Consider the following 24,262-nt stretch of genomic DNA (forward strand, 5'->3'; position numbering starts at 1 on the left):
TCATGCTTGAGATCGGCATGCTGGATCTGGGCCTTCTCATGGGAGAGGGTGAGCTGGCGGGAGAGGTGGTGGCGCTGCTGGCGGCCTCACCCAAGATTTCCGAATTTATCAAACGCTCCCCGCTACAGGGCAAGCTGCTGAAAAAGCGCCTGCAGAGTTGGGGCGAGCAGCTTGGTGAGGAGATCCGTCACAAGCCGGTGCCGGTGGCGTTGGAGCAGGAGTACTTGCTCTATCAGGCGCACCGGCAACTGCCGATGACCGAGCTGATTGGTCGCCTGCCCGGCCTACTGGAGTCGCTGGAGCAGTACAGCCCCTTCGCCGGTGAGGCCCGATCCTTGGTGCGTCAGCTGACGGCCCACCCCACCGAGGGGCTGCGCCAGCTCTTTATCGACAAGTGGCGCGCCAGTCTGGTGGGAAGCTTGCTGCAACTGCAGCAGCAGATCGCCGAAGCGGAGCGGGAGAAGCAGCGCCAGGAGATTGAAGATCAGCTGCTGGCGAGCCGCACTCTGGCCGATGCCCTCGATCCCAACAAAATCTCGGCTGGTGGCCTGTGGGATCTGGCACAGGGGCACTGGCACAAGCGCAGTCTGGTGCTGGTCAAGCAGTATGCCCGCATGTTGCAGCGCGAACCCTTGCTGGCGGAGATTGCCGGCCTGCTCGGGCGCAGCGAGCGGGATCGGCGGGCGCAGGAGCAACCTGTGCCGCCGGTGCAGGTGCTGGAGCTGGAGCCAGCACCCAGCGACGATGTGCCGGACGATCTGGTGGGCATCCATCAGGCGAACGATCTGATGCGGCTGCTGCCAAGTGAAGCTGTGATGCTGGGGCTGCCGGAGCTGGAGCTGGAGTTCTATCGCCGCTATCTGGAGCGGCGCCTGCTCAGCTATCAGTCACGTGGCACCTTGCCGCGCCAGCGCATCATGCTGCGCACCCCGGAGCAGGGTGGCCAGCAGTTGCAGCAGCGAGGCCCCTTTATCGTCTGCGTCGATACCTCCGGTTCCATGGGGGGCTATCCCGAGGAGTGTGCCAAGGCACTCTTTCTGGCGTTGCTCAAGGTGGCGATGGATGAGAAGCGCGGCTGCTACCTGATGCTCTTCTCTACCGAGGTGGCGACCCTCGAGATCACCGCAGATACCGGTCTGGACAAGGCGGAGCGCTTCCTCTCCATGAGTTTTCACGGCGGTACCGATCTGGTGCCCTGCCTGGAAAAAGCGCTGGTCAAGCTCGATGATCCCGCCTTTGCCAAGGCGGATGTGCTGGTCATCTCCGACTTTATCGCCCAGAGCCTGCCTCATCCCCTGCTCGATCAGATGAACCGCTATCGCCAGCGCCAGACCCGTTTTCACGCCGTCGCCATGTCCCGCCACGCCAAGCAGGCGCTGCTGCGGGTATTTGACAACAGCTGGCTGCTCGATTGCGGCCTGCGCGGCCGGCTGCTGCGGCGCTGGCAGCATCACTAGTGACCGGGAGGGGGCAACCCCTCTTGGTTGTTATCCCGCCTCCTCTTTTTCGCTGTGCATCCCCGCTTTTATTCCAACGCGATGATATCGCAGTAAAATGTGACTAGCCTGCCATTCGGGCTCTCTGTCCGGGTGATAGCCTTTACAACCATTGTTACAGGGGAAAGATGGTGATTTTCCGGCATCGGCTTGCCCGATGATCTTTCCCATTGATCCGGAGTATGTATGAGCCGACTTGCCTTGCTGCTGTTGCTGGCGGCGTTCGGGCTGGCAGCCAAACCCTTGTCCCCCGAGCAGTTGGAAAATGAACTGGGAGGGATGGAGCGGGTCTACCAGCCGATCGAGTTGTTGCGGGAGCGCCTTGCCCGTTTGCAGCGGGACGGCAACGCCTATCCGCCGTCGCAGCAGATGCGGATCAGTCGTCTGGCTTGCTGGGCCCAATCGGCCGATGACATGCAGGAGTCCCGTACCGCCATCGCCAATGCGGAGCGGATGCTGGCCATTGCGCGCGAGCAGGGTGATGACGCCGCCGTGGCGGAACTGACGATTTGCCGCGGCTGGTTCAATCAGCTGCTCGGCGAGGTAGCGAAGGCTCGTCACGATTACGATGAGGGGCTGCGGCTGGCAAGAGAGGCCGCCTTGCCAAAGCTGGAGGCGCTGGCGCTGGCCCGCCGGGGGGCCATGCTGTCTTTTCAGGGGGTCTCAGGCCAGGGGCTGATGGATCTCACCAAGGCGCACAATATCTATGAGCAGCTGGGGTTGCCCACCTGGTATCACCAGGCGCAGCTCGAGATTGCAGCCACATTTCGTCGTATGGGCCTCTATGCCGAAGCGCTCGCCACCCTCAACCGGTTGAGCGAGCATTTTGCCAGGAGCCACGATGGATTTGGCTCGGCAAGGCTCAGTGATCAACTGGCGATGGTCTATCTGCAGACCGGGCGTTATCAGGATGCGCTGGGCGAGCTTGAACGCAGTGCGGCCTTTTATAAATCAGCCTCAATATCTGATTGAGCATGCCGAACGCATGGTGATGCAGGCCGAGGCTCTGCTCGGGCTGGATCGCCCCGCTGATGCCGGACGCTTGCTGGCACAAGCTGCGAAGGTGCTCTCTCCCGATGTTGACCCCATCCTCCATGCGCATCTCGAGCTGGTGCGGGCGAGGTTGAGAGTCGAACAGCAGGAACCGGCGCCAGCCTTGCGTGCGCTTGAGAAGATTGAGCCGATTTTGAAGGTGGAAGGGCACGTGCGCTTTTTGCTCGAACTCTACTGGGTACGCAGTCGGGCGCTCGAGTTGCAAGGCGACTATCCGGCGGCGCTGGCTGCATTGCGGGAGCATCTGGTGCAGGAGCAGCGGCTCGATCAGCTGTTACGGGAACAGAGCACGGCCTGGGTTCGCGGCGAGTTCGAACTGGCCCGTCAGGAGGGTGAGAACGAGCGACTGCGAGTCGAACAGCAGTTGCAGCAGCAGGAGCTGGAGCAGGTCAAGGAGCGTCGTTTCTGGCTGCTGGTGGTGATGGTGCTCTGCGGGGGACTGGCGCTGCTGACGATGGGGTGGCTGCTTGATCGCAACCGTCGGATGCGTCGTCTGGCCTTTACCGATGAGCTGACCGGCATCAACAACCGCCGTCGGGTGCTGCGGCAGGGCAGCGATATGTTGGCGCTGGCTCGCAGGCAGGGCACGCCATTTTGTCTGCTGGTGTTCGATATCGATCACTTCAAGCGGATCAACGATACCCTGGGACATCATCAAGGAGACAGGGTGCTGCAATGGGTCTCTCGGGCGGCAGATCGTCAGCTGCGGCACCAGGATCAGTTGGGGCGTACCGGCGGAGAGGAGTTCTTGATCCTGCTGCCGGATACCAGCCTTGAAGAAGCGTGCCGGGTGGCTGAGCGGATCCGTCACTCGGTCGCCAACCGGGCGCTGCCCGGCATGTCGTACCCGGTAACCATCAGTATCGGATGTGCCTCTCTGCGAGACGATGATCAGGATCTGGCGGCCCTGATCCAGCGTGCTGACAATGCGCTGTATCGTGCGAAAGAGGCGGGGCGCAACCGGGTGGAAACAGACGAGTGACGGGCTGGGTATTGTCACTCACCAGGGTGTCATCGATATTGGGGAGCACTCTGATACGGCGATGGGACTCGTCCCCTGCGCTCGTTCTTGCCTGCGATGACAGATTGGCAAGCGCGAGCGCAGAAGACCGTCAAAAGGGCGTTATGCCCAGGCGCTGCCGCCATTGAGGTGAAGCACCTCACCATTCATGTTGTTATTGCTCATCAGGAACAGCGCGGCCTGCGCATAATCCTCTCCCTCTCCCAAGCGTTTCAACGGCAGGCTTTGCGCCACGGCAGCCACTTTTTGTGGGTCATTGCCCAGCGCTTTAAGCAGCATGGGAGTGCGCATGGGGCCCGGGTTGATGACGTTGATCCGACGGGGGGTCAGCTCGGTAACCAGACTGTGAGCCAGCGTTTCAACCGCGCCAGCTGCAACGGCAGGGAGTGCCTTACCTAGTTGTGGGCGACGCGTCACCATCCCGGACGTGAGCACGATGGAGCCGCGTTCGGACAGTTTGGGTGCTGCGGCGCGGATCGCATGAACACTTCCCCAGAAGCGGCTGTCCATGTTGATTTTCAAATCCTCGATGGCAGCGGTGAGAAAGCTGCCTGGTCGCATGACTGCGGCGGTAATGACGAGATGATCCAGCGAATCCAGCTGGTTGAAAAAGTGATTGACGGAGTCGACGTCGAGAATATCCAGTTGATGGCCACTGGCACTTGGGCCCAATTCAGCCAGTGCAGTGGCAAGCTGCTCACGGCTGGAACCGCCGATAATGACCTTGGCGCCTTGCTCGATCGCTTGTTGGGCGGTGGCCAGGCCAAGACCCGAGGTACCACCGATAATGACGATCTGTTGATTGTGCAGGGTGGAATGTTTCATGTAATGACCTCTCCATTATGTAGATACGATTTACATATTTGTAGCTGGATAGGGAAAGTCCAAGTATGAAAATTTATCAAGAGTGGTTGTTGCTGGCATGGGGAGGAGGCCAACTCCACGTAGTCCGGATGCTGCCATCCGATTTGGAGTGTTTGATTTTCTGTTCAGTTGGAACCTGTGGAACGGATGAGCGGCCAAATTATCATCTCTTGTCAGGCTGGGTATTTTTCACTCGCGCGGGTATAATGTCGCGCAATTTTGCTTTGACTCAGGCGAGAAGACCCATGTAACGCAACCCTCCTCCCTCTCTCCACCAGGTTGGCAAAACGCCAGCTGGCGTGGCTTTCGTTGCGTATACATGTGCCGTGAGCGGCATTCCGGATTTATTCCCACGGTGGCTGATGCCACCGCTCAATAGAAGAACGTTGAATTATGTCAGCTGAATTTCTGAGTGAAGTCTCCAAGAGACGCACTTTTGCGATCATTTCGCACCCGGATGCGGGTAAAACCACCATCACCGAGAAAGTCCTGCTGTTCGGACAGGCCATTCAGCGCGCCGGTACCGTCAAGGGCCGTGGCTCGGGCCAGCACGCCAAATCCGACTGGATGGAGATGGAGAAGCAGCGTGGTATCTCCATCACTACCTCGGTTATGCAGTTCCCCTATGCCGATTGTCTGGTCAACCTGCTCGACACCCCGGGTCACGAGGACTTCTCTGAAGATACCTACCGTACCCTGACGGCGGTCGACTGCTGCCTGATGGTCATCGATGCCGCCAAGGGTGTTGAAGACCGGACCCGCAAGCTGATGGAAGTGACCCGTCTGCGTGATACCCCCATCCTCACCTTCATGAACAAGCTGGACCGCGAAGTGCGCGATCCGATGGAAGTGATGGACGAGGTGGAGCGCGAGCTGAAGATCATGTGCGCCCCCATCACCTGGCCTATCGGCTGCGGCAAATCCTTCAAGGGTGTCTACCACCTCTACAAGGACGAGACCTATCTCTATCAGAGCGGTCAGGGCCACACCATCCAGGAGAAGCGGGTGGTCAAGGGGCTGAACAACCCGGATCTGGATGCCGCCGTCGGTGAAGATCTGGCCCGGCAGCTGCGTGACGAGCTGGAGCTGGTGCAGGGTGCCTCTCCCGAGTTCGATCACGATGCCTTTATCGCTGGCGAGATGACCCCGGTCTTCTTCGGTACCGCACTGGGTAACTTCGGTGTTGACCACATGCTGGATGGCCTGACCGACTGGGCGCCGTCTCCCATGCCACGCAAGGCCGAGAGCCGCGAAGTGGTGGCGACCGAGGAGAAGTTCTCCGGCTTCGTGTTCAAGATCCAGGCAAACATGGATCCGAAACACCGCGACCGTATCGCTTTTATGCGTATCGTGTCAGGCACTTACAGCAAGGGCATGAAGATGCGCCATGTGCGTATCGGCAAGGATGTGAACATCTCCGACGCCGTGACCTTTATGGCCGGTGACCGTGAGCAGGCGGAAGACGCCTTCGCCGGTGACATTATCGGTCTGCACAACCACGGCACCATCCAGATCGGCGATACCTTCACCCAGGGTGAAGATCTCAAGTTCACCGGTATCCCGAACTTTGCGCCGGAACTGTTCCGCCGCATCCGCCTGCGCGATCCGCTCAAGCAGAAGCAGCTGCTCAAGGGGCTGGTCCAGCTCTCCGAAGAGGGCGCTGTGCAGGTGTTCCGCCCGCTGATCAGCAACGATCTCATCGTTGGTGCGGTCGGTGTGCTGCAGTTTGACGTGGTGGTTTCTCGTCTGAAGAGCGAGTACAACGTCGAGGCCATCTACGAGGCGGTCAACGTCTCCACCGCCCGCTGGGTCGAAGGGACTGACGTCAAGAAGTTCGAAGAGTTCAAACGCAAGAACGAGGTCAACCTGGCTCTCGATGGCGGTGACAACCTCACCTATATCGCGCCGACCATGGTCAACCTGCGCCTAGCCCAGGAGCGTCACCCCGACGTGGAGTTCCGCCAGACTCGCGAGCACTGATACTGCTTACCAAATCCCGCCAGATGGCGGGATTTTTTTATGCATCAAGGAGAGGTGATGGTTGAATCGATGAATCCTGCCTGCTCGGCTCTGGCTGAGAGTTATCTGTTATCCCTGCCGGTGGCAGCACGGGCTCGTCATGTCTCGGCGGACTACTTCTGTGCTGATGCACACAATGCCAACCTCTGTGCTTCGCTGGTGGTGGCAGGACGCAAGCGAGCGACCTGTAGCCTCGCTTACTGGTATCTGGAGAAGGGCGAGCGGATGCCGGAACAGGGGGACCTACTGGTGGTAACCGACTGGAGTGGTCTGCCCAAGGCGCTGGTTGAAATAGTCTCGGTCACCTTGTGCCCATTTGATGAGGTTGATGCTGCGTTTGCCGCCGAGGAGGGGGAGGGCGATGGCTCTCAGGCTTGGTGGCGCGAGGCGCACAAGGCCTTTTTCGAACGCGAGATGAAGGCGGAAGGGAGAGAATTTGATGAGCACGCCACGCTGGTGCTGGAGCGATTCCGGGTAGTGGCGCTGCCGCAGTAAACGAAGCGGCAAGCAGGGGAGACTCCTGCTTGCCGCTATCACTTTAGAGCGCTAGGTCTAACACCATGCAGATCTCGCAATCCCCGTGGCCGGTGCAGCCAAGGGGGCCGGGCAGGTGTTCAAAGCCCAATGATTCATAGAGGCTGGTGGCTTCGCGCAAGACCTCGGTCGTTTCCAGATAGCAGCGCTGATAACCAAGCGCGCGCGCCTCGTCCAGTGCCTGCAACACCAGCCGCTTGCCAAGGCCCAGTCCGCGCAGGGCGGGCATAAAGTACATCTTCTGCAGCTCGCAGACTCCCTCTTCTCCCGCCAATGGCGCGATACCGCCACCGCCGAGGATGGAACCGTCCGGCCCTTCGATGACCCAGTAGCGGCTCTTTTCCCCCTGATAGCTCTGGGAGAGGGTGTCTAGATTGGGATCCGAGACCCCATACCCCTTATCGACGGTGAGGCCATATTCGGCCGAGACGGCGCGAATTACCAAGGCGATCTGGGCATTGTCCGCCGCCGTGATGGGGCGGATCTGGTAACCCCGCTGGCGACGCGCGCGGGAGAGGGCGCTGCGATAGAGCCGCAGCCCTTGCCACAGCTGCTCCCGCTCGGGCAGGCTCAACTGCGCCAGCATCTCTTCCATCGCCCCGTCCATCTCCCGGTGCAACTCCAGCAGCATCCCCTGACCGTTGACGGTGAGGCGGGCCTCCTTGCTGCGGCCGTCGGAGGGGTGCGGGTGCCAGCTGATGAGCTCCCGCTCGGCGAGGCGCGCAAGCGGACGACTGGCGTTGGATTTGTCGATGTGCAGCTTTTCTGCCAGCTGCTGGTTGGTGGCCGGGGCGTTTTCCAGCTCGATCAGCAGGTGAGCCTCGATGGGGGTGAGGGCCAGATTGCCGCATTGCTGGGAGAGCATGCCGAGTTCGCGAACCAGATCGCGCGACAGGGCGCGCAGGGGACGGGGATCCATATCGTGGTTTCCTTTTTAGTTGTGCATGACAACTAAAATAGCGTAAAAGTTGTAATTCGCAACCTTTTGCTGTGATGACTTGCAGAATATGGGGTGAGCGGCAGCCCCGTTGATTGGGCTGCCGCAGGTGGGGCGGTCGTCAGGCGGCGGCTCTGATGGCCAGCTCCGGGCGGCGGGAGAAGCAGCGGGCCAGCAGCAACATGGTGGCGACGCCTATGGTACCGAGCACCAGCCAGGGGAGGGCCGGTTGTCCCTGTTGCAGCGAGAAGTCATAGAGGGAGCCTCCGCCCACATAGCCGGTCATGCCTCCAAGCGCCAGTCCGAGGCGGCTGAAGCCCATGTAGCTGCCGCGGGCTGTGGGGTTGGCCAGCCGGGTCATCAGGGTCTCCCGGGCCGGTTCACAGATGATGATCCCCAGATAGAAGCAGGCCAGCAGTACGAAGATGCCGGAGAGGGTGCTGACGAAAGCGACCAGCCCGATCCCCACCGTCATCAGCAGGATACCTGCCATCAGTCGGCTCTCCAGCCGATAGCGCCGCTCGCTGAAACGGGCGATAGGATAGAGCAGCGCCAGTGACAGCGCCGTCTCCAGGCTGTACATCCAGCCCACTGCAGTGGTGGTGCCGGAGAGCTGCTTGACCAGAATGGGGAAAATCAGCATCACCTGTACCCACAGCATGTAGTAGCCACTCAGGATCAGTACCAGTCGGCAGAAGGCGCGATCCGCCAGCACCTGCCCCAACCCTTCCCGCATCGGAGTCGGTTTGACCGAGAGGCGGTAGGCGGGCAGCAGGGTCCAGTTGCAGAGAGCCGCCAGCGTGAAGAGTCCGGCGCCCAGCAGGCAGACGTAGGTGAAGTCAAAGCGCAGCAGCCAGCTGCCGAGCAGGGCACCGGTGACGGCGCCTGCGCTCTCCAGCATCATCAGCAGGGAGATAAAGCGGCCCCGCTCATGGGGACGGGTAAATTTGATCACCAGTGCGGCCCGTGGCGGGTCGAACAGGCAACCGCCCAGTCCGGAGAGGAAGCAGGAGAAGATCAGCATGGCGCCGCTGTCGGCCCAGGCCAGGGTGGCGAAGCCCACCGCCCGCAGCAGCATGCCGGTGACGATGAGCGGGCGGGCGCCGAAGCGGTCGGCCAGCGAACCGCCGAAGATCCCCAGCCCCTGCTGGGTCAGCTGGCGCAGGCCGAGCGCCAGCCCCACCAGACCGGCCGCCCAGCCGAGTTGATCGACGAAGCGCAGGCTGATCATCGGCATCACCACAAAGAAACCCAGGATCACCAGTGTGGTATCCAGCGCCAGAAACCAGCGTCCCCAAAACCTCGCCCTATCGACCATAACGCCCTCTCATTTACAGATAACTTCATTCTGGAGAGGGTTTAGATATAGTGGTAGACGACAACTACCTATATTTCATATCAGGATTATTTATGTCTATGGATCTGGACGATCTGCAACTGTTGCTGGATGTGGCCGAGCTGGGCAGTTTTAGTCAGGCTGCGGCCATTCGTGGCTGGTCACAGCCGCTGGTGAGCCAGCGGATTGCCCAGCTGGAGGAGAGTCTCGGGGCGCCGCTGTTTCAGCGTCATCGACGCGGGGTGACGCCGACCCGTGCCTGCGAGGAGTTTCTGCCATCGGCCCGCTCTGCGCTGGCGATCCTGAGCGAAGGGCGGCTGGCACTGCAGGGGGCGCCTGCGCTGCCTTGTATCCGTCTCTCCAGCCTGCCCTCCCTCACTTCGGTGGTGTTTGGCTCGCTATTGATGGAGCTGGTGGACGAGCCGTTCGAGATCCGCTGCACCACGGATCACTCCGGCGAGATCATGCAGTCGCTACTGACCGGCGAGGCCGATATCGGATTTGTACTCAAGCGTCCGCCGGTTGCGGGCCTGCAGATGGAGCTGCTCTGTTGCTCCCCCATTATCGCTATCGCCTCGCCATTGCATCCGCTGGCCGGTTGTCACGGCCTCACCCTGGAGGATATTGCCGACCAGCGGCTGGCGCCTCAGGTATGGGGGCCGGGGTGTGACGTCTTTATCCAGCAGTTGCGGCGGCTGCGGCGGGCCGCCAGCCCCCTGCATGCGGTGCAGCCCGCCAGTGCGGCGCGGGATCTGGCGCTGGAACACGGGTTTATCACCCTGATGCCGGAGCTGGCCATCAAGCGGGATCTGGAGGTGGGGCGGCTGGTCAGGCTCGATGTGCGCAATCTGCCGCAAGAGCATTGGGATGTGATGATGGCTTGGCGAGGTGGCAAGCGGCCCAACCCGGCTCGGGAAACCGTGTTGGCCACCGCCCGCACGCTGGCGAAACGGTGGCGTAATGAGTAGAGCGATGCGGGACAAGGCCCGCATCGGGTGGATCAGTAGCTGGCCTTGAGGGTTACGCCACTGAACGCGGAAAACCCTGACAGCTGCACATGCCAGGTGCCCGCCTTGGGATTGGTGAACGAGCAGCTTTCGTTATTGCCCCCCTTGTAGGGGCGGCAGTCATAACTGCTGCTGGTGGGGGCGCTGCCAAAGCGGACGTAGAGGTCAGCATCACCGGTGCCGCCGTTGCTGCTGATCTGCAGCGACCTGGTGCCCGCCGGTACGTTCAGGGTGTAGTTGAGCTTGCCACCCTTGCTGGCGGCGAGGTTGCTCACCGGCACGCCGTTTTGCAGTACGTTGTCGCTCGGTGGCGGCGTGGTGCCGCAACTGGCATCAACCCCGACGGTCTGGAAGGCCCGTGCCACATCCGCCTGACTGTAACCCAGGTCGGCGGTCGCCCGGCTGACGCCGCAGGCCCCTTGCTGGTAGTTGGTGTTGGCTCCCCAGTAGAGGCGGTTGGCCAGCAAGAACACTTCAAATGCCTTGCGGGTGTTCCAGCCGCTGCTGGTGGCGAGCAGGTAGAAGGCGCGGTTATAGACCCCGGAGCTGTGGTGTACATCCATCCCCTCCTGATAATCCGCGGCATGGCCGATGGATCTGCCATCCCGGGTCGGATCCTCGAAGTAACGCAGGGAGCCGTTACCCTTGAAGATCTGGGCACCGACCAGCCAGTCGTTGCTCCCCTTCATGTAGAACTCGGCCGCTTCACCCGCCATATCGGAGAAGGCCTCGTTGATACCGCCGGATTGTCCTGAATAGATCAGCCCGGAGTTCTGCTCGGTAAAACCGTGGCTCACCTCGTGGGCCGCCACATCAAGGCTCACCAGCGGGTGGAAGGTGGTAGCGCCGTCACCGAAGGTCATCTGGCTGCCATCCCAGAAGGCGTTCTCGTAATTCTTGCTGTAGTGAACCCGCATCTTCAGTTTGAAGGTGAGGGGCGCCGTGTTGTACCAGTTGCGGTACATGTCGAACACCACGTTGCCGAAGTAGTGGGCGTCGTTGAGGGGCGAGTAGGCGCCGTTGATCTCCTTGACCTGGTTCTCCGGGCAGGTGAACTGGTGGATGGCGCCGCCAGAGGTGGCGTGGTTGAGGTTGATGGTATCGACGTTGGGGCTGGTCATCCGGCAGTTGTCATCGACGATGAGCGGGCCAAAATCGGTGCCGTAGACGTATTTGCCGGTCTTGATGTTGCCCCCCGGGCCGGTGGCATCCTTGTGGTTGATCCCCTCCCAGCGTTTGAGCTCCTCACCGCTCTGGGCATCAAGTATGACGAAGGGGCGGCTTGGCTTGTCACCTTCGGCGATGAAGGAGACCTGATAAACCAGCCGAGCCAGCCCGTTCTCATCCTGCATCACGTAGAGTTTGACCTGCTCGTTGCTCCCCTTGCTGCCCGCCTTGGCCTTGCTTGTTGCATCCTGTGGCGAGAGGGTGGCGGCCGGGCTTGCCACATTCTGATCGATCTGGCGCAGCATGCGCCCGCTGGCTTGTTGCAGCTGGCCGTTCAGGCTCTTGTCAGCTACCACCACCTGACCCATTACCGGGATGCCGTTCCAGACCTGCTCGTAGCGGATCCGCTGCTGGCCGTTGGGCAGCTTGACCACCCGCACCTGACGAAACTCGCCATCTTCCAGCTGCAAGGTACCACTCGCGGCACTGAGGCCGGTCATGGCCTGGATGCCGTTTGCCGTTACGTTGATCTCTACCTCTTGCGCCGCCAGTGCGGCGCTTCCCCAGCAGGCCAGCGCAACGGCCAGATAAATTTTATTCATCTCTTCTTTCCTTAAATCGATGAGGTTGATAAACCGACCGAAGGTCGGGCGTTTTGAAGCTAGTGCCGGTGAGGGAAAGTGCCCCCTGTCAAAAGTGACAGCACAGCACAAAGGGGTAGCAGGATCTGCCAAAGTGCCGTTTTGGGGCATTTATCGGTGTCATGTGGAGAGCATTATCCGGTTTCAGACACCGACCCTCCTCTTTTGAGGGAGGAGAGATCGTGCGCTGTTACTCTCTGCGAAGCCTGCCGGAGGAGGGCCGTAAAAGTGGCTGGCGCGGCCAGTGGCGATTGGCTACATTGGGTGCTGGTTCGCGATTTGATCACTGATTTGAAAGGAGAATCCCATGTTTTCATGGCAGTTGGACGACGAGCTTGCGCTGCTCTTCTTGCAGCCCGATATGGCGAGCGAACTGTTTGCCCTCTGCAATGACAACCGGGAGTACCTCTCCCAGTGGCTACCCTGGCCGCCACTGATCCAGCGCCCTGTCGACAGCGCCCTCTTCATTCGCAGTGCCATCGAGAAGTTCGCCCGGGGCGAGGGGCTCACCACCACCATCGAGTATCAGGGGGAGGTGGTGGGGGTCATCGGTTACAACAGCATCGATCACGACCTTGGCAAGGTGGTCATCGGTTACTGGCTGGCGGAGCGCTGGCAGGGTAACGGCATCATCACCCGTGCCTGTCAGGCCCTGATCCACCACGCCTTCGAAGAGATGGGGATGGAGAAGGTGGAGATCAGCGCCGCTACCGATAACGAGCCCAGCAGAGCGGTCTGTGAACGGCTCGGGATGCAGCTGGAGGGGGTGACCCGGCGCGCAGAGCGACTGGGCAACCGGATTGTGGACCATGCCCACTACAGCTTGCTGCGCGATGAGTGGCTAAGACAGAGGGAGTCCTGATGTCGCTGCCACATATCAAGACGGCCCGCACCCACCTGACTATACTGTCGCCGGATCGGGCCCCCATGATGCTCGACTTCTACCGGCGCAACCGTGACCATCTCACCCCCTGGGAGCCGCTTCGGGACGAGCACTTTTACACCCTCTCTTACTGGCATGCCCGGCTGCAGGACAGCTACAGCCAGTTCTTCAACGGCACCGGCGTCAATCTGGTGGCCCTCGATCCGGCTGGCGAGCGGGTGATCGCCACCTGCAACTTCAGCAATATCCTGATGGGGGTCTTCAAGGCGTGTCATCTGGGCTATGCCATCGACCAGCAGCATCAGGGGCAGGGGGTGATGGGAGAGGTGCTGTCAGCCGCCATCGACTACCTGTTTCAGGAGCACGATCTGCATCGCATCATGGCTTGCTATATGCCTGCCAATCAGCGCAGTGGCGCCCTGCTGGAGCGGCTTGGCTTCGAGCGGGAGGGATTCGCGCGGGCGTATCTGATGATCAATGGTCGCTGGGAGGATCACATCCTCACCTCGCTGATTAATCCGGCCCCCTGAGCGACAGATAAAAAAACGGGTCCGAAGTTGCCTTCGGACCCGTCTTCGAATGAGGTGCAGGCTTAGTTGGCCTTGGCATCGCTCACTGCAGCTTCAACCTTGGTAGCGGCTTCGGTAGCAGCTTTTTCTACGGTTGCAGTCGCTTCGGAGGTGGCCTTCTCTACGGTAGAGGTGGCTTCGCTAGCGGCTTTTTCTACAGTGGCAGCAACTTCGGCGGCCGGAGCAGCAGCAGGAGCGGCAGCTTTTTCTTCTTTCTGACCGCAAGCAGTCAACATCAGACCCAGGATACCGACTACCAGTACTTTGTTCATGTGCATTCCCTCAAAAAAAGATGGAGAGATGGTCTGTGCAACCATCACAGCGCCCACCGTTGCCCGGTATTGAAACAAGAAGCCGGGAGGCAGCAGGCGGGCGCAATATAGCCCCATTAGTTACCGATGAAAACGGATATCACAATGACATTTTTTCGTGCCGTGGATAAAAAGCTCCACTGCAACGACTGATATCAATACAAGATGCCGTTAAATGGTGCTTATTGCACAACAAAACACCGCTTTGCTGCCATCTTGTGGCGGTTTGACAAGGTCCAGGTTGGTCAAGCGCGGCCGATGACCCGCACCTTAGTCAGACAGCTTCTGACAGAGCAGCCGTTTTCCCTCAAGGTGGCTCTGACGGGCCAGATCCAGCAGCGCCATCACCGCCAGCGCTTCACTTGCTGGCACCGGGTTGCTTCCCTCGCCCTTGATGGCGGCGCAGACACCGCGATAGTAGGCGCCATAATCCCCCGCCTCACCCACTACGCTCTGCTGCTGTAACTGACCATCGACCATGCGGCTGAGCTGACCGGGTTCGCTATCCATGCCCCAATCCGCCGCCGGTGGCCGCTTGCCCAGCTTGAGCTGATCTTCCTGCACATCCATACCGAATTTCACGAACGAGCCCTGGCTGCCGTGAATGACAAAGCGCGGCATGGTGGCTGAAACCAGACAGCTGCCGTGCAGGATCACTCGCATCTCGCCAGACCGTTCACCATAGCCCAGCACCACATGGAAGTAGTCGTCCGCCAGTGCGCCGGGGCGTTGCTCGGCCAGATCGGCCTGCAGCCAGTCCGGCTGGCCGAACAGCTGCAGCGCCTGATCCAGTACATGGGGGCCGAGATCGAACCAGAGGCCGGAACCCGGGCCACCCGCTTCGCGCCAGCGCTGGCGCACTTCGGGGCGATAGCGATCGAAGTGCGATTCGAACTGGGCGATCTGCCCCAGCGTCCCCTCGGCAATCAAACGGCGCACGGTAAGAAAGTCTCCGTCCCAGCGCCGGTTGTGGAAGATGGTGAGCAGCCGCTGCTGCTTTTCGGCCAGCTCGACCAGTGCTTTCGCCTCTGCCAGATCCAAAGCAAAGGGCTTGTCGATCACCACATGTTTGCCTGCCAGCAGCGCCTGGCGGGCCAGAGGAGCGTGGGTGTCGTTGGGGGTGGCGATCACCACCAGATCGACGGTCTCATCGCTTAGCACCTCCTCCAGTGAGCCGACCCGGCAGTCGGGCAGATCGGCCTGCACCTTGGCGGCATCGCGGCTCACCACCCAACTCAGGGACAAGCCCGGCGTGGTGGAGAGGAAGGGGGCGTGAAAGGTCTTGCCTGCAAAGCCATAGCCCACCAGGGCTGCGTTGAGAGTGTGGCTCATCGAGGGTTCTCCGCTGACATCGAGTGAGTGGGGTCGCCATCACAGGCTCTCTGCCGGATGGCCATTCGTTGTAAAGGCGATACAAACGAGAAGGGGGCCGATGGCCCCCCGAATGTGCCCATCAGAGCACAGGATTTATTGCAAACACAAGCGGCGGCCGCGTCGGGTCATCAGCATCACCAGAGGCGGCAGCAGCAGCCACATATGCAGCGCCAGCTGGCTGAGCGGGTCGTGCATCAGGGCACCGGTCAAGCCAACGAGGGCGCCGGAGCCGCTCATCTGGAACAGGCCGAGCAGAGCGGCGGCGGTACCGGCGCAGTGGCCGAACGGTGCCAGCGCCATCCCGGCGGCAGAGCCCAGAATCATGGCAAAGCCGATGCTGGAGAGGAATACCGGCCCCATCATCGCCAGCGGATGTTCGATGTGCATGGCCAAAGTCAGGGTGATGGCCGAGAGCATCAACACCAGCAGGCCGATGCGCAGGGTGCGTCTTGGCCCCACCTTGGCGATAAAGCGCGGCGCCATAAAGCAGGCCAGAATGTTGAGCGCGGCGTTGGCGGTAAACCAGTAGCTAAAGCCGCTCATATCGAGCCCCAGTTTCACCATCAGCTGCACCGGTGCGGCGGTTACATAGGCGAGGATCACCGCCATCGCCAGCATGCACAGGGACGCATTGAACAGGAAGCTGGGGGAGCGCAGCACCGGGCTATAGCGGGACCAGCTGATGAGGGCTCCTTCGCTGCGGGTCTCCTCCGGGCGGGTCTCCGGCATCCGCCACATCAGCCAGCTGCCGACGATGAGCGCATAACCGGCCATAAACCAGAAGTTGGCAGACCAACCCGCCTTGGCGGTGAGCCAGCCACCGAGCAGGGGGGCCAGCGCAGGAATAAAGCAGATGGCGCCATTGAGATAGGAGATCATCTGACCGCTCTTTTTCGGGCCATAGCTGTCACGCACCACCGAGAAGGCGGCGACCGAAGTAGCGCAGGCGCCGAAGCCCTGCAGCACCCGGGCCAGCATCAATTCACCGAGGCTGGCGGAAAAACCGGCCCCCAGCGCGCTCAGGCCATAGAGCAGCACGCCGCCCAGCGCGATGGGCTTGCGACCGTAGCGATCGGCCAGCGGGCCAACAAGCAGTTGCCCCAGCCCCATGCTGAACAGGAACCAGGTGATGGTGCCCTGCATCAGGGTTACTTCGGCGCCCAGCTGCTCGGCCATCTGCGGAATGGCGGGCAGGTAGATGTCGATAGCCAGCGGACTGAACAGCACCAGTAGTACGAGTAAAAGTATCAATGGCATCTGTCACCTCTTTAGTCAGCCAGGTTATTGAATTGGGGCGCGAGTCTACTGACTCACAGTAATGAATAGAAATGGTATTTAATCACTTTGGTTATTCCATTATGGAAACATGTATTAAAAAGCTGGTTATTCGATGACGGCAAATCCCCCGTAACCCCATCACAGCGGGTGTAATTGACGCTTTTACTAAACGCTTGCGCCGCATAGAATGCGCAGATTATTTTTGCGGAGGTGCTCGATGAACAAGCTTGTCCTGGCAACAGGTAACCAGAAAAAGGTGAAGGAATTGGCCGCCATGCTGGCCGATATGAAGATCCAGGTGATCCCACAGAGCGAGTTTGCGGTCTCCGATGCCGATGAGACCGGCACCACCTTCGTCGAGAATGCCATCATCAAGGCCCGCCACGCCGCCCGCATTACCGGTCTGCCCGCCGTGGCCGATGATTCCGGTCTGGAAGTCGATCTGCTGCAAGGGCGCCCCGGCGTCTACTCCGCCCGCTTTGCCGGTGTGGGTGCCGGCGACAAGGCCAACATCGAGAAGCTGCTCGGCGAGCTGCAAGGTGCCCCCGAGTACCTGAAGAGCGCCCGCTTCTGGTGTGTGTTGGTCTATATGCGCCACGCCGATGATCCCACCCCCATCATCTGTCAGGCGAGCTGGGAAGGGATGATCATCGACGAGCCGCGCGGTCAGCATGGTTTCGGCTATGACCCGGTCTTCTTCGTGCCGGATCACGACTGCACCGCCGCCCAGATGCCCGCCGAGCTGAAAAACCAGCTGAGCCATCGCGGTCAGGCGCTGGCCAAGCTCAAAGCGGCGCTGGCTGCGGCGCACTGAGCCAATTCGCCACCTTGTCGGTTACACACGGTCAATTACACATAGTCATCTACAATGGGGGCCTTGAGCCCCCGTTTTATTGGAAGCCCCATGCTGCAACTGCCGCCGCTCTCTCTCTATATTCATGTGCCCTGGTGCGTCCAGAAGTGCCCTTACTGTGACTTCAACTCCCATGCCCAGAAGGGGGAGTTGCCTCACCTCGAATATGTCGCCGCCCTGCTGGAGGATCTGGATCAGGATCTGAAGTGGGCACAGGGGCGGCCGCTCTCCTCGATCTTTATCGGTGGCGGCACCCCCAGCCTGTTGACGGTGGAGGCGATGCAAGCCTTGCTGGACGGGGTGCGGGCCCGTATTCCGCTCGCCGCAGATTGCGAGATCACCATGGAGGCAAACCCGGGCACGGTGGAAGCGGACAAGTTTGCCGGTTTCCAGCGCGCCGGCATCAACCGCATCTCTATCGGCGTGCAGAGCTTCCAGCAGGAGAAGCTGACCCGCCTCGGCCGCATTCACGGCCCGGAAGAGGCGCGCAAGGCCGCCGCACTGGCCCATGCCATCAAGTTGCCTACCTTCAATCTGGATCTGATGCACGGTCTGCCGGATCAGAGTCTGGATGATGCCCTTTATGACCTGCAGCAGGCTATCGACTGCGCCCCGCCGCACCTCTCCTGGTATCAGCTCACCATAGAGCCGAACACAGCATTTGCTTCCAAACCGCCCAAACTGCCGGAAGATGACACCCTGTGGGACATCTACGAGCAGGGCCACGCCATGCTCACCGCCAGCGGTTATCGCCAGTACGAGATCTCGGCTTATGCCAAAGAGGGCTACCAGTGCCATCACAACCTCAACTACTGGCGTTTCGGCGACTATCTGGGGATTGGCTGTGGCGCCCACGGCAAGGTGACCGATCTCGCGAACCAACAGATCCTGCGCACCGCCAAGGTGAAGCATCCAAAAGGGTATCTGGACAAGAGTCGCCCCTATCTGGACGAGCAGTGGCAGGTGACGGCAGACGATCTGCCGCTCGAATACTTCATGAACCGCTTCCGCCTGTTTGAACCTGCTCCCAAGGCGGAGTTCGAGGCCTATACTGGCTTGCCGCTGGAGCGGGTAGAGACGGTGCTCGCCATCGCCCAAAGCAAGGAGCTTATCGAGGATCTGGGGGATAGCTGGCAGCTCACTTCTCTCGGCCATCGCTATCTGAACGTATTGCTCGAACTCTTTATGGATGAGTGAGCGGCCTGTTGAGGCTGTGAGTTAGCGTTGCCAAATCGCTTCTTCTGTCAAAACAATCAGGGCGCCATTGGCGCCCTGATTGTTTATGGTCGGTAGAAACCCGCTCAGCAGCAGACGCGGATCATCTGCTGTTGGCCGGGCTCCCACCGCTTGCCGAATTTGGCCTTGCGCTGGTAACTCCCCTTGCCCTTCTTGTTGCGCTCGACCCGGCTGCGAAACAGGGGATCGGAGAGCAGGGCATGCAGATGGTTATCCTTTATCTCGCCGCGCTGATGGGCATAGTTGCCCCCTTGCGCATTTTCCTCACGGGGGAGGGCGGGTTGGTCGACCCGAATTTTGGCCATGATGGCTCCTCTTCTTTTCTCTTGGTGTGTTGATTCTTGTGTCTGGATGGCGGTTTTCGCTGCGGGCGCCTGTTCAGCTGAGCGCCCGGCAACCGGATGCACTTGCACCGGTTAAAAACGCGGCGATTTTGTCACCAAATCGCCGCCGGAGCAATGCATCGGGCGCGCCGAGTCAGTCACACTGAGCCAGGCACGCTCAGTCAGGCATACCATGTCAGCCGTGAACCGGGTCATGCTGGTCGTGGCTGTGGTGCTCGTGATGGGCTGGGGCACCAGATTCCAGCGTCTCGAGGATGGCGCAGTGCTCCGCCGAGCGGGGGCCGCCGCAGCAGATATTGGAGAGCTCGCGCAGATTGTCGCGAAAGCGGGTCAGTTCGATGATCTTCTGCTCCACCTGGGCCAGCTTGGTGTCGGCCACTGCTTTCACCTCCTGACAGGTGACTTTGGCCTTGTTGGTATCTAGGTCGAGCAGCTCGCCGATATCGGCCAGCGAGAATCCCACCGACTTGGCGCGGATAATAAACTCCAGCCGCCGCTTGTCCTGTTCACTGTAGAGGCGGTAGCCGGATTCGTTGCGGATCCCCGGTGAGATAAGCCCGTTCTTCTCGTAAAAACGCAGGGTATCTGCCTTGACCCCGCACGCCTTGGCCAGTTCACCGATCCGATACATGCTCTCTCTCCCCTTGAATGTATGCCGCAACAAAAACCGGAATCCACTATCACCCCTTTGCCCATGGATTGCCAGCCAAGGGCATAAAAGGGGCAGATAAACATCTCCTGGCGACCCTTTTTCCCATAAAACACTGAAAGTGAAAACGTTTCGAGGAAATCAAGTGGAAAACGTTTAACGCCGCGCCAAATAAGGCTTTGCTGTTTCAAAAAATCCACCACAGGTCACATTTTTTGTGTAGAATACGCGCCCATAACAGAGCGCCGCACCAAGCGGGCATTTCTTAAAACGCTTTTGCCGGATGTTGGGGCGAGAGTGGTTTGCGAAATCCCCCACTTCCATTTATTTGGGGACTCTCTGTGTTGAGCCTCGCCTCCCATGGAACGGTCCCCGTTATGTTGAGGACGATAGTGTGATGGAACAAGCTCGACCCATTCGCCGTGCACTGCTGAGTGTGTCTGACAAAACTGGCATTCTGGAATTTGCCAAGGCACTCAACGAGCGTGGTGTTGCCCTGCTCTCCACGGGCGGTACCGCCAAGCTGCTTGGCGAGGCGGGTCTGCCGGTGACCGAGGTCTCCGACTACACGGGTTTCCCTGAAATGATGGATGGCCGGGTCAAGACCCTGCATCCCAAGGTTCATGGCGGCATCCTCGGCCGTCGGGATCAGGATGACGCCATCATGGCCCAGCACGCTATCTCCCCCATCGACATGGTTGTCGTCAACCTCTACCCCTTTGCTGCAACCGTGGCCAAAGCGGGCTGCACTCTGGCCGATGCGGTCGAGAACATCGACATCGGCGGTCCGACCATGGTGCGTTCTGCCGCCAAAAACCATAAAGATGTCGCTATCGTCGTCAAGGCTGCCGACTATGATCGGGTTATTCACGAGATGGATGCCAACGGCAACAGCCTGAAACTGGCGACCCGTTTCGATCTTGCCATCGCAGCCTTCGAGCACACCGCCGCCTACGATGGCATGATCGCCAACTACTTCGGCACCATGGTTCCTTCCTACGGTGACAACAAGGAGGGTGACGAGGAGTCCCGTTTCCCGCGCACCTTCAACAGCCAGTTCATCAAGAAGCAGGACATGCGTTACGGCGAAAACAGCCATCAGGCTGCCGCCTTCTACGCCGAAGAGCATGCCGCTCCGGGTTCTGTCTCCAGCGCTATCCAGCTGCAGGGCAAGGCGCTCTCCTACAACAACATCGCCGATACCGATGCGGCGCTGGAGTGTGTGAAGGAGTTCGACGAGCCGGCCTGCGTCATCGTCAAGCATGCCAACCCCTGCGGTGTGGCCATCGGTAGCGACCTGCTGAGTGCCTACGATCGTGCCTACCAGACCGACCCCACCTCTGCCTTCGGCGGCATCATCGCCTTTAACCGTGAGCTGGATGGCGCCACTGCCGCTGCCATCGTTGCCCGCCAGTTTGTCGAAGTGATCATCGCCCCGACCGTCAGCCAGGAGGCCCGAGATGCGGTCGCCGCCAAGCAGAACGTGCGTCTGCTCGAATGCGGTCAGTGGACGGCTCCGGCGCAAGGGTTTGACCTCAAGCGCGTCAACGGCGGCCTGCTGGTGCAGGAGCGGGATCTCGGCATGGTGACGCTGGGTGACCTGACCGTGGTCAGCAAGCGCCAGCCGACCGAGGCCGAACTGCAAGATTTGCTGTTCTGCTGGAAAGTGGCCAAGTTCGTCAAATCCAACGCCATTGTCTACGCCAAAGATGGCCAGACCATCGGCGTCGGTGCAGGCCAGATGAGCCGTGTTTATTCGGCCAAAATCGCCGGTATCAAGGCGGCGGACGAAGGGCTGACCGTGGCGGGCTCCGTGATGGCCTCCGATGCCTTCTTCCCGTTCCGCGACGGTATTGATGCTGCCGCGCAGGCCGGTATCTCCTGCGTGATCCAGCCGGGTGGCTCGATGCGCGATCAGGAGGTGATCGATGCCGCCGACGAACACGGTATGTGCATGGTGTTCACCAACATGCGCCATTTCCGTCATTGATGGGTCAGGGGCTGCCGATGGCGGCCCTTTTGTTGTCTCTTTTCAACTGACTATTTCCACTGACTGACGGCCCGAGTGGCCGTCCGGTGACCACAAATAGAAGCGAGCGATACGATGAAAGTACTGATCATTGGCAACGGTGGCCGCGAACACGCTCTGGCCTGGAAGGCCAAACACTCCCCACTGGTACGTCACGTTTTTGTGGCGCCGGGCAATGCAGGCACCCAGCTTGAGCCGGGTGTCGAGAACGTCGCCATCGAGGCGACCGATATCGAAGGGTTGCTGGCTTTTGCCAAAGAGAAGCAGGTCGGCCTCACCATCGTCGGGCCGGAAGCGCCGCTGGTGAAAGGGGTGGTGGATGCCTTCCGCGCCGCCGGTCAGCCGATCTTTGGCCCGACTGCTGCCGCTGCCCAGCTGGAAGGCTCCAAGGCTTTCACCAAGGATTTCCTGGCCCGTCACGCCATTCCGACCGCCGAGTACCAGAACTTCACCGAAGTGGAGCCTGCGCTCGCCTATCTGCGCGAGAAGGGCGCCCCCATCGTCATCAAGGCCGATGGTCTGGCGGCGGGCAAGGGGGTGATTGTCGCCATGACCTTGCAGGAAGCGGAAGACGCGGTGCGCGACATGCTCTCCGGCAATGCCTTTGGCGAAGCGGGTTCCCGGGTGGTGATTGAGGAGTTTCTGGAGGGGGAAGAGGCGAGCTTCATCGTCATGGTCGATGGCGAGCACGTGCTGCCGATGGCCACCAGTCAGGATCACAAGCGGGTTGGCGACGGTGATACCGGCCTCAACACCGGCGGTATGGGGGCTTACTCCCCGGCGCCTGTAGTGACCGCCGAGGTACATCGACGCGTGATGGAGCAGGTGATCATGCCGACTGTGCGCGGCATGGCGGCTGAGGGCAACGTCTACACCGGTTTCCTCTACGCCGGTCTGATGATCGACGGTGCAGGCAATCCCAAGGTGATCGAGTTCAACTGCCGTTTCGGCGATCCCGAGACCCAGCCCATCATGCTGCGGATGCAATCCGATCTGGTGGAGCTCTGCCTGGCCGCTTGCGCAGGCAAGCTGGATCAGAAAGAGGCCATCTATGATCCCCGCGCCGCCATCGGCGTGGTGTTGGCGGCGGGAGGCTATCCCGGCGATTACAGCACCAACCACCCCATCAGCGGCTTGCCGGTGGATGAAGTGGCGGGTGAGAAGGTGTTCCATGCCGGTACCCGTCTGGAGGGCGATACCAGCCTGACCGCTGGCGGCCGCGTGTTGTGCGCAACCGCCCTCGGCCACACTGTGGCAGAAGCCCAGCAGCGTGCCTATCAGCTCGCTGGCCGCATCAAGTGGGATGGCGTCTTCTACCGCAAGGATATCGGCTGGCGTGCCATTGCTCGCGAACAGGAGTAACTGACGCAAGCCATTGGCCAGCTGATTCAGACCCCGCTACGGCGGGGTTTTTTGTCCCTGCTTACCGCTTTCAACCATCCTCATGGTGCGCGTTAACTGCGTTCAATCAGTTACCAAGCGCAAACAAGCGCGGCATATCCGTCACTATTTGCCACAAAAAACAGCATTTTTCACAAACGTTTCACCATGAGTCATGGCATCATGCTGGTGATGAATTCTTGTTTGGATTCATAAGTACCCCTAACAATTCGAGCATGTCGTTATATAAGGAAATCCCATGTTGAAAACCGTCCGCCCCCTGCTGCTGCCCCTGATGTTTGGCCTGATGACCCTGCCTGCCGTGGCGGGTGATCTGGAACAGCCGATGAAGAAGATTGGCTTCAACTACAAGCAGGCCGTCAAGGCTGATGATGCAGCCACCATGGAGAAGCACATCAACGAGATGAAGGCCCAGCTGGATGTGGCCAAGCAGAAGAACATGCCGGCTGCCAAGAAAGAGAAATTCCTTGAAGGGATGAACGAGGTACAGATCGAGCTGGACGCCAGCCTGGCCGCACTCAAGGCGGGTGATGAGGCCAAGGCGCGCGAACATCTGGCCAAGGTCAACGACCTGAAGAAGGAGTACCACAAATATGCCAAGCAAAAAGGGTGAGCCCTTTCGCTGGGATCCGCTGGTTCGCCTGACCCACTGGGGCTTGGCTGCGGTCTGCATCGCCAACCTCTGGGTTAACGAAGCGGGGGAGGAGTGGCACGAGTGGCTGGGTTACGGCGCCATTGGGCTGGTCTCCTTGCGTCTGCTCTGGGGGCTCACTTTCGCCCGTGGCTACGCTCGCCTTGGTGCCCTCATCCCCAGCGGTGAGGATTTTCGCCAGCAAGCGCGCGAGATGCGTGAGCGGCAACCTCCGGCACCGGGCCATCACGGCAGCGGCAAGCTGGCCGTGTGGGCGCTCTGGCTGGTTGTGCTGGCGACAGCAGGCAGCGGCTGGTTTCAAAATACCGAGACTGGATTTGAACTGGGGGCTGACGAGTGGCATGAATGGTGCGTGGTGGCACTGCAGGGGCTGATTGGTCTGCACCTGCTGGCCATCGTCTTCACCTCCTGGCGTCAGCGCAGCAATCTGGTCACCCGGATGCTGCCTGCCATCAGGCGTCGCTCATCCATCCAGAGCGGCAGCAACGAGCAAACCTGAGGCTCAGCATTAGGCTCCTTGTCTCTGAGTGAGGCGCCTGATCCGGACCCTGCCCAGACCCGCCCATGGCGGGTCTTTTCTATGACCTCCTCGAGCTTATCACGGGACA

23 protein-coding genes are annotated in these 24,262 nt (G+C 60.4%); 14 read left to right on the top strand and 9 right to left on the bottom strand.

Annotation, left to right across the window (positions count from 1 at the left end; genetic code table 11):
- Positions 1 to 2: 2 nt before the first annotated feature.
- From viaA to OKC42_RS19025, 3 genes are all read left to right on the top strand, one after another.
- The gene (viaA, locus tag OKC42_RS19015; protein ID WP_120414786.1) at positions 3 to 1,457 is read left to right on the top strand and encodes an ATPase RavA stimulator ViaA; all 1,455 of its coding nucleotides are present in this window, start codon (positions 3 to 5) and stop codon (positions 1,455 to 1,457) included.
- A 225-nt stretch (positions 1,458 to 1,682) separates the two neighbouring features.
- Complete coding sequence (locus OKC42_RS19020) at positions 1,683 to 2,468, top strand: tetratricopeptide repeat protein (protein ID WP_270820635.1); 786 nt, start codon at positions 1,683 to 1,685, stop codon at positions 2,466 to 2,468.
- 19 nt (positions 2,469 to 2,487) lie between these two features.
- Positions 2,488 to 3,531, top strand: a complete 1,044-nt coding sequence (locus OKC42_RS19025; protein WP_270820636.1) for a GGDEF domain-containing protein — start codon at positions 2,488 to 2,490, stop codon at positions 3,529 to 3,531.
- A gap of 141 nt (positions 3,532 to 3,672) precedes the next feature.
- Here OKC42_RS19025 and OKC42_RS19030 read toward each other — a convergent pair whose 3' ends face one another.
- The gene (locus OKC42_RS19030) at positions 3,673 to 4,395 is read right to left on the bottom strand and encodes an SDR family oxidoreductase (RefSeq protein WP_040067517.1); all 723 of its coding nucleotides are present in this window, start codon (positions 4,393 to 4,395) and stop codon (positions 3,673 to 3,675) included.
- 429 nt (positions 4,396 to 4,824) lie between these two features.
- Between OKC42_RS19030 and prfC the strand changes: the two genes are divergently transcribed.
- Together prfC and OKC42_RS19040 are read left to right on the top strand one after the other, a co-directional pair.
- Positions 4,825 to 6,414, top strand: a complete 1,590-nt coding sequence (gene prfC / locus OKC42_RS19035; RefSeq protein WP_085942070.1) for a peptide chain release factor 3 — start codon at positions 4,825 to 4,827, stop codon at positions 6,412 to 6,414.
- A gap of 57 nt (positions 6,415 to 6,471) precedes the next feature.
- Positions 6,472 to 6,948, top strand: a complete 477-nt coding sequence (locus OKC42_RS19040; protein ID WP_204380228.1) for an ASCH domain-containing protein — start codon at positions 6,472 to 6,474, stop codon at positions 6,946 to 6,948.
- 43 nt (positions 6,949 to 6,991) lie between these two features.
- Here OKC42_RS19040 and OKC42_RS19045 read toward each other — a convergent pair whose 3' ends face one another.
- Complete coding sequence (locus OKC42_RS19045) at positions 6,992 to 7,906, bottom strand: bifunctional helix-turn-helix transcriptional regulator/GNAT family N-acetyltransferase (RefSeq protein WP_270820639.1); 915 nt, start codon at positions 7,904 to 7,906, stop codon at positions 6,992 to 6,994.
- A 139-nt stretch (positions 7,907 to 8,045) separates the two neighbouring features.
- Positions 8,046 to 9,242 carry a multidrug efflux MFS transporter MdtH gene (gene mdtH, locus OKC42_RS19050; protein ID WP_005340523.1) on the bottom strand — a complete coding sequence of 399 codons (1,197 nt, stop codon included), beginning with the start codon at positions 9,240 to 9,242 and terminating at the stop codon, positions 8,046 to 8,048.
- A gap of 92 nt (positions 9,243 to 9,334) precedes the next feature.
- Here mdtH and OKC42_RS19055 point away from each other — a divergent pair, with 92 nt between their 5' ends.
- Positions 9,335 to 10,228, top strand: a complete 894-nt coding sequence (locus OKC42_RS19055) for a LysR family transcriptional regulator (RefSeq protein WP_005349020.1) — start codon at positions 9,335 to 9,337, stop codon at positions 10,226 to 10,228.
- A gap of 32 nt (positions 10,229 to 10,260) precedes the next feature.
- Here the strand turns inward: OKC42_RS19055 and OKC42_RS19060 are convergent, their stop codons facing one another.
- On the bottom strand, positions 10,261 to 12,036 hold the full coding sequence (locus OKC42_RS19060) for a M4 family metallopeptidase (protein ID WP_270820641.1): 1,776 nt from the start codon (positions 12,034 to 12,036) through the stop codon (positions 10,261 to 10,263).
- 346 nt (positions 12,037 to 12,382) lie between these two features.
- On the opposite strand from OKC42_RS19060, the gene OKC42_RS19065 reads away from it, so the two are divergent.
- Together OKC42_RS19065 and rimJ are read left to right on the top strand one after the other, a co-directional pair.
- Complete coding sequence (locus OKC42_RS19065; protein WP_270820643.1) at positions 12,383 to 12,937, top strand: GNAT family N-acetyltransferase; 555 nt, start codon at positions 12,383 to 12,385, stop codon at positions 12,935 to 12,937.
- A complete protein-coding gene (gene rimJ / locus OKC42_RS19070) occupies positions 12,937 to 13,488 on the top strand; it encodes a ribosomal protein S5-alanine N-acetyltransferase (protein ID WP_139430045.1) in 552 nt (183 codons plus the stop codon). The genes OKC42_RS19065 and rimJ overlap by 1 nt, the downstream gene beginning before the upstream one ends.
- 62 nt (positions 13,489 to 13,550) lie before the next feature.
- Here the strand turns inward: rimJ and OKC42_RS19075 are convergent, their stop codons facing one another.
- From OKC42_RS19075 to OKC42_RS19085, 3 genes are all read right to left on the bottom strand, one after another.
- Complete coding sequence (locus OKC42_RS19075) at positions 13,551 to 13,799, bottom strand: hypothetical protein (protein WP_270820645.1); 249 nt, start codon at positions 13,797 to 13,799, stop codon at positions 13,551 to 13,553.
- A 309-nt stretch (positions 13,800 to 14,108) separates the two neighbouring features.
- Entirely contained in the window at positions 14,109 to 15,170 is a 1,062-nt protein-coding gene (locus OKC42_RS19080) for an oxidoreductase (protein WP_270820647.1), read from the bottom strand.
- A gap of 135 nt (positions 15,171 to 15,305) precedes the next feature.
- Positions 15,306 to 16,469, bottom strand: a complete 1,164-nt coding sequence (locus tag OKC42_RS19085; protein ID WP_236323066.1) for a multidrug effflux MFS transporter — start codon at positions 16,467 to 16,469, stop codon at positions 15,306 to 15,308.
- 238 nt (positions 16,470 to 16,707) lie between these two features.
- Here OKC42_RS19085 and rdgB point away from each other — a divergent pair, with 238 nt between their 5' ends.
- Positions 16,708 to 17,304, top strand: a complete 597-nt coding sequence (gene rdgB, locus OKC42_RS19090) for an RdgB/HAM1 family non-canonical purine NTP pyrophosphatase (protein WP_005340539.1) — start codon at positions 16,708 to 16,710, stop codon at positions 17,302 to 17,304.
- A 90-nt stretch (positions 17,305 to 17,394) separates the two neighbouring features.
- Positions 17,395 to 18,540, top strand: a complete 1,146-nt coding sequence (hemW, locus tag OKC42_RS19095; RefSeq protein WP_201990783.1) for a radical SAM family heme chaperone HemW — start codon at positions 17,395 to 17,397, stop codon at positions 18,538 to 18,540.
- A gap of 104 nt (positions 18,541 to 18,644) precedes the next feature.
- Here the strand turns inward: hemW and OKC42_RS19100 are convergent, their stop codons facing one another.
- Positions 18,645 to 18,884 (bottom strand): alternative ribosome-rescue factor A, encoded by a 240-nt coding sequence (locus OKC42_RS19100; protein WP_005340543.1) that lies wholly within the window; start codon positions 18,882 to 18,884, stop codon positions 18,645 to 18,647.
- Positions 18,885 to 19,098: 214 nt separating this feature from the next.
- Positions 19,099 to 19,554 carry a Zn(2+)-responsive transcriptional regulator gene (gene zntR / locus OKC42_RS19105; protein WP_005341244.1) on the bottom strand — a complete coding sequence of 152 codons (456 nt, stop codon included), beginning with the start codon at positions 19,552 to 19,554 and terminating at the stop codon, positions 19,099 to 19,101.
- A gap of 415 nt (positions 19,555 to 19,969) precedes the next feature.
- Between zntR and purH the strand changes: the two genes are divergently transcribed.
- The 4 genes from purH (at position 19,970) to OKC42_RS19125 (ending at position 24,153) form a co-directional block, all read left to right on the top strand.
- On the top strand, positions 19,970 to 21,562 hold the full coding sequence (purH, locus tag OKC42_RS19110; protein ID WP_069554400.1) for a bifunctional phosphoribosylaminoimidazolecarboxamide formyltransferase/IMP cyclohydrolase: 1,593 nt from the start codon (positions 19,970 to 19,972) through the stop codon (positions 21,560 to 21,562).
- 114 nt (positions 21,563 to 21,676) lie between these two features.
- Positions 21,677 to 22,963 (top strand): phosphoribosylamine--glycine ligase, encoded by a 1,287-nt coding sequence (purD, locus tag OKC42_RS19115; RefSeq protein ID WP_005341242.1) that lies wholly within the window; start codon positions 21,677 to 21,679, stop codon positions 22,961 to 22,963.
- 277 nt (positions 22,964 to 23,240) lie between these two features.
- Positions 23,241 to 23,615 carry a cytochrome b562 gene (locus tag OKC42_RS19120; RefSeq protein WP_127006872.1) on the top strand — a complete coding sequence of 125 codons (375 nt, stop codon included), beginning with the start codon at positions 23,241 to 23,243 and terminating at the stop codon, positions 23,613 to 23,615.
- Positions 23,596 to 24,153 (top strand): cytochrome b/b6 domain-containing protein, encoded by a 558-nt coding sequence (locus tag OKC42_RS19125; protein ID WP_127006870.1) that lies wholly within the window; start codon positions 23,596 to 23,598, stop codon positions 24,151 to 24,153. The genes OKC42_RS19120 and OKC42_RS19125 overlap by 20 nt, the downstream gene beginning before the upstream one ends.
- The last annotated feature ends 109 nt before the right edge of the window (positions 24,154 to 24,262 follow it).

Origin of the sequence: Aeromonas sp. Y311-2 (assembly GCF_027706025.1) — a bacterium.
In the GTDB taxonomy this organism is placed as follows: Bacteria; Pseudomonadota; Gammaproteobacteria; order Enterobacterales; family Aeromonadaceae; genus Aeromonas; species Aeromonas veronii.

Coding starts and splice junctions, on each gene's coding strand:
- hemW (WP_201990783.1), top strand. CDS start 17,395: ATGCTGCAACTGCCGCCGCTCTCTCTCTATATTCATGTGCCCTGGTGC.
- OKC42_RS19060 (WP_270820641.1), bottom strand. CDS start 12,036: ATGAATAAAATTTATCTGGCCGTTGCGCTGGCCTGCTGGGGAAGCGCC.
- zntR (WP_005341244.1), bottom strand. CDS start 19,554: ATGTATCGGATCGGTGAACTGGCCAAGGCGTGCGGGGTCAAGGCAGAT.
- OKC42_RS19125 (WP_127006870.1), top strand. CDS start 23,596: ATGCCAAGCAAAAAGGGTGAGCCCTTTCGCTGGGATCCGCTGGTTCGC.
- OKC42_RS19040 (WP_204380228.1), top strand. CDS start 6,472: ATGGTTGAATCGATGAATCCTGCCTGCTCGGCTCTGGCTGAGAGTTAT.
- purH (WP_069554400.1), top strand. CDS start 19,970: ATGGAACAAGCTCGACCCATTCGCCGTGCACTGCTGAGTGTGTCTGAC.
- rdgB (WP_005340539.1), top strand. CDS start 16,708: ATGAACAAGCTTGTCCTGGCAACAGGTAACCAGAAAAAGGTGAAGGAA.
- OKC42_RS19020 (WP_270820635.1), top strand. CDS start 1,683: ATGAGCCGACTTGCCTTGCTGCTGTTGCTGGCGGCGTTCGGGCTGGCA.
- purD (WP_005341242.1), top strand. CDS start 21,677: ATGAAAGTACTGATCATTGGCAACGGTGGCCGCGAACACGCTCTGGCC.
- OKC42_RS19055 (WP_005349020.1), top strand. CDS start 9,335: ATGTCTATGGATCTGGACGATCTGCAACTGTTGCTGGATGTGGCCGAG.
- OKC42_RS19100 (WP_005340543.1), bottom strand. CDS start 18,884: ATGGCCAAAATTCGGGTCGACCAACCCGCCCTCCCCCGTGAGGAAAAT.
- OKC42_RS19030 (WP_040067517.1), bottom strand. CDS start 4,395: ATGAAACATTCCACCCTGCACAATCAACAGATCGTCATTATCGGTGGT.
- OKC42_RS19045 (WP_270820639.1), bottom strand. CDS start 7,906: ATGGATCCCCGTCCCCTGCGCGCCCTGTCGCGCGATCTGGTTCGCGAA.
- OKC42_RS19025 (WP_270820636.1), top strand. CDS start 2,488: ATGCAGGCCGAGGCTCTGCTCGGGCTGGATCGCCCCGCTGATGCCGGA.
- OKC42_RS19065 (WP_270820643.1), top strand. CDS start 12,383: ATGTTTTCATGGCAGTTGGACGACGAGCTTGCGCTGCTCTTCTTGCAG.
- rimJ (WP_139430045.1), top strand. CDS start 12,937: ATGTCGCTGCCACATATCAAGACGGCCCGCACCCACCTGACTATACTG.
- OKC42_RS19085 (WP_236323066.1), bottom strand. CDS start 16,469: ATGCCATTGATACTTTTACTCGTACTACTGGTGCTGTTCAGTCCGCTG.
- OKC42_RS19075 (WP_270820645.1), bottom strand. CDS start 13,799: ATGAACAAAGTACTGGTAGTCGGTATCCTGGGTCTGATGTTGACTGCT.
- mdtH (WP_005340523.1), bottom strand. CDS start 9,242: ATGGTCGATAGGGCGAGGTTTTGGGGACGCTGGTTTCTGGCGCTGGAT.
- OKC42_RS19120 (WP_127006872.1), top strand. CDS start 23,241: ATGTTGAAAACCGTCCGCCCCCTGCTGCTGCCCCTGATGTTTGGCCTG.
- OKC42_RS19080 (WP_270820647.1), bottom strand. CDS start 15,170: ATGAGCCACACTCTCAACGCAGCCCTGGTGGGCTATGGCTTTGCAGGC.
- viaA (WP_120414786.1), top strand. CDS start 3: ATGCTTGAGATCGGCATGCTGGATCTGGGCCTTCTCATGGGAGAGGGT.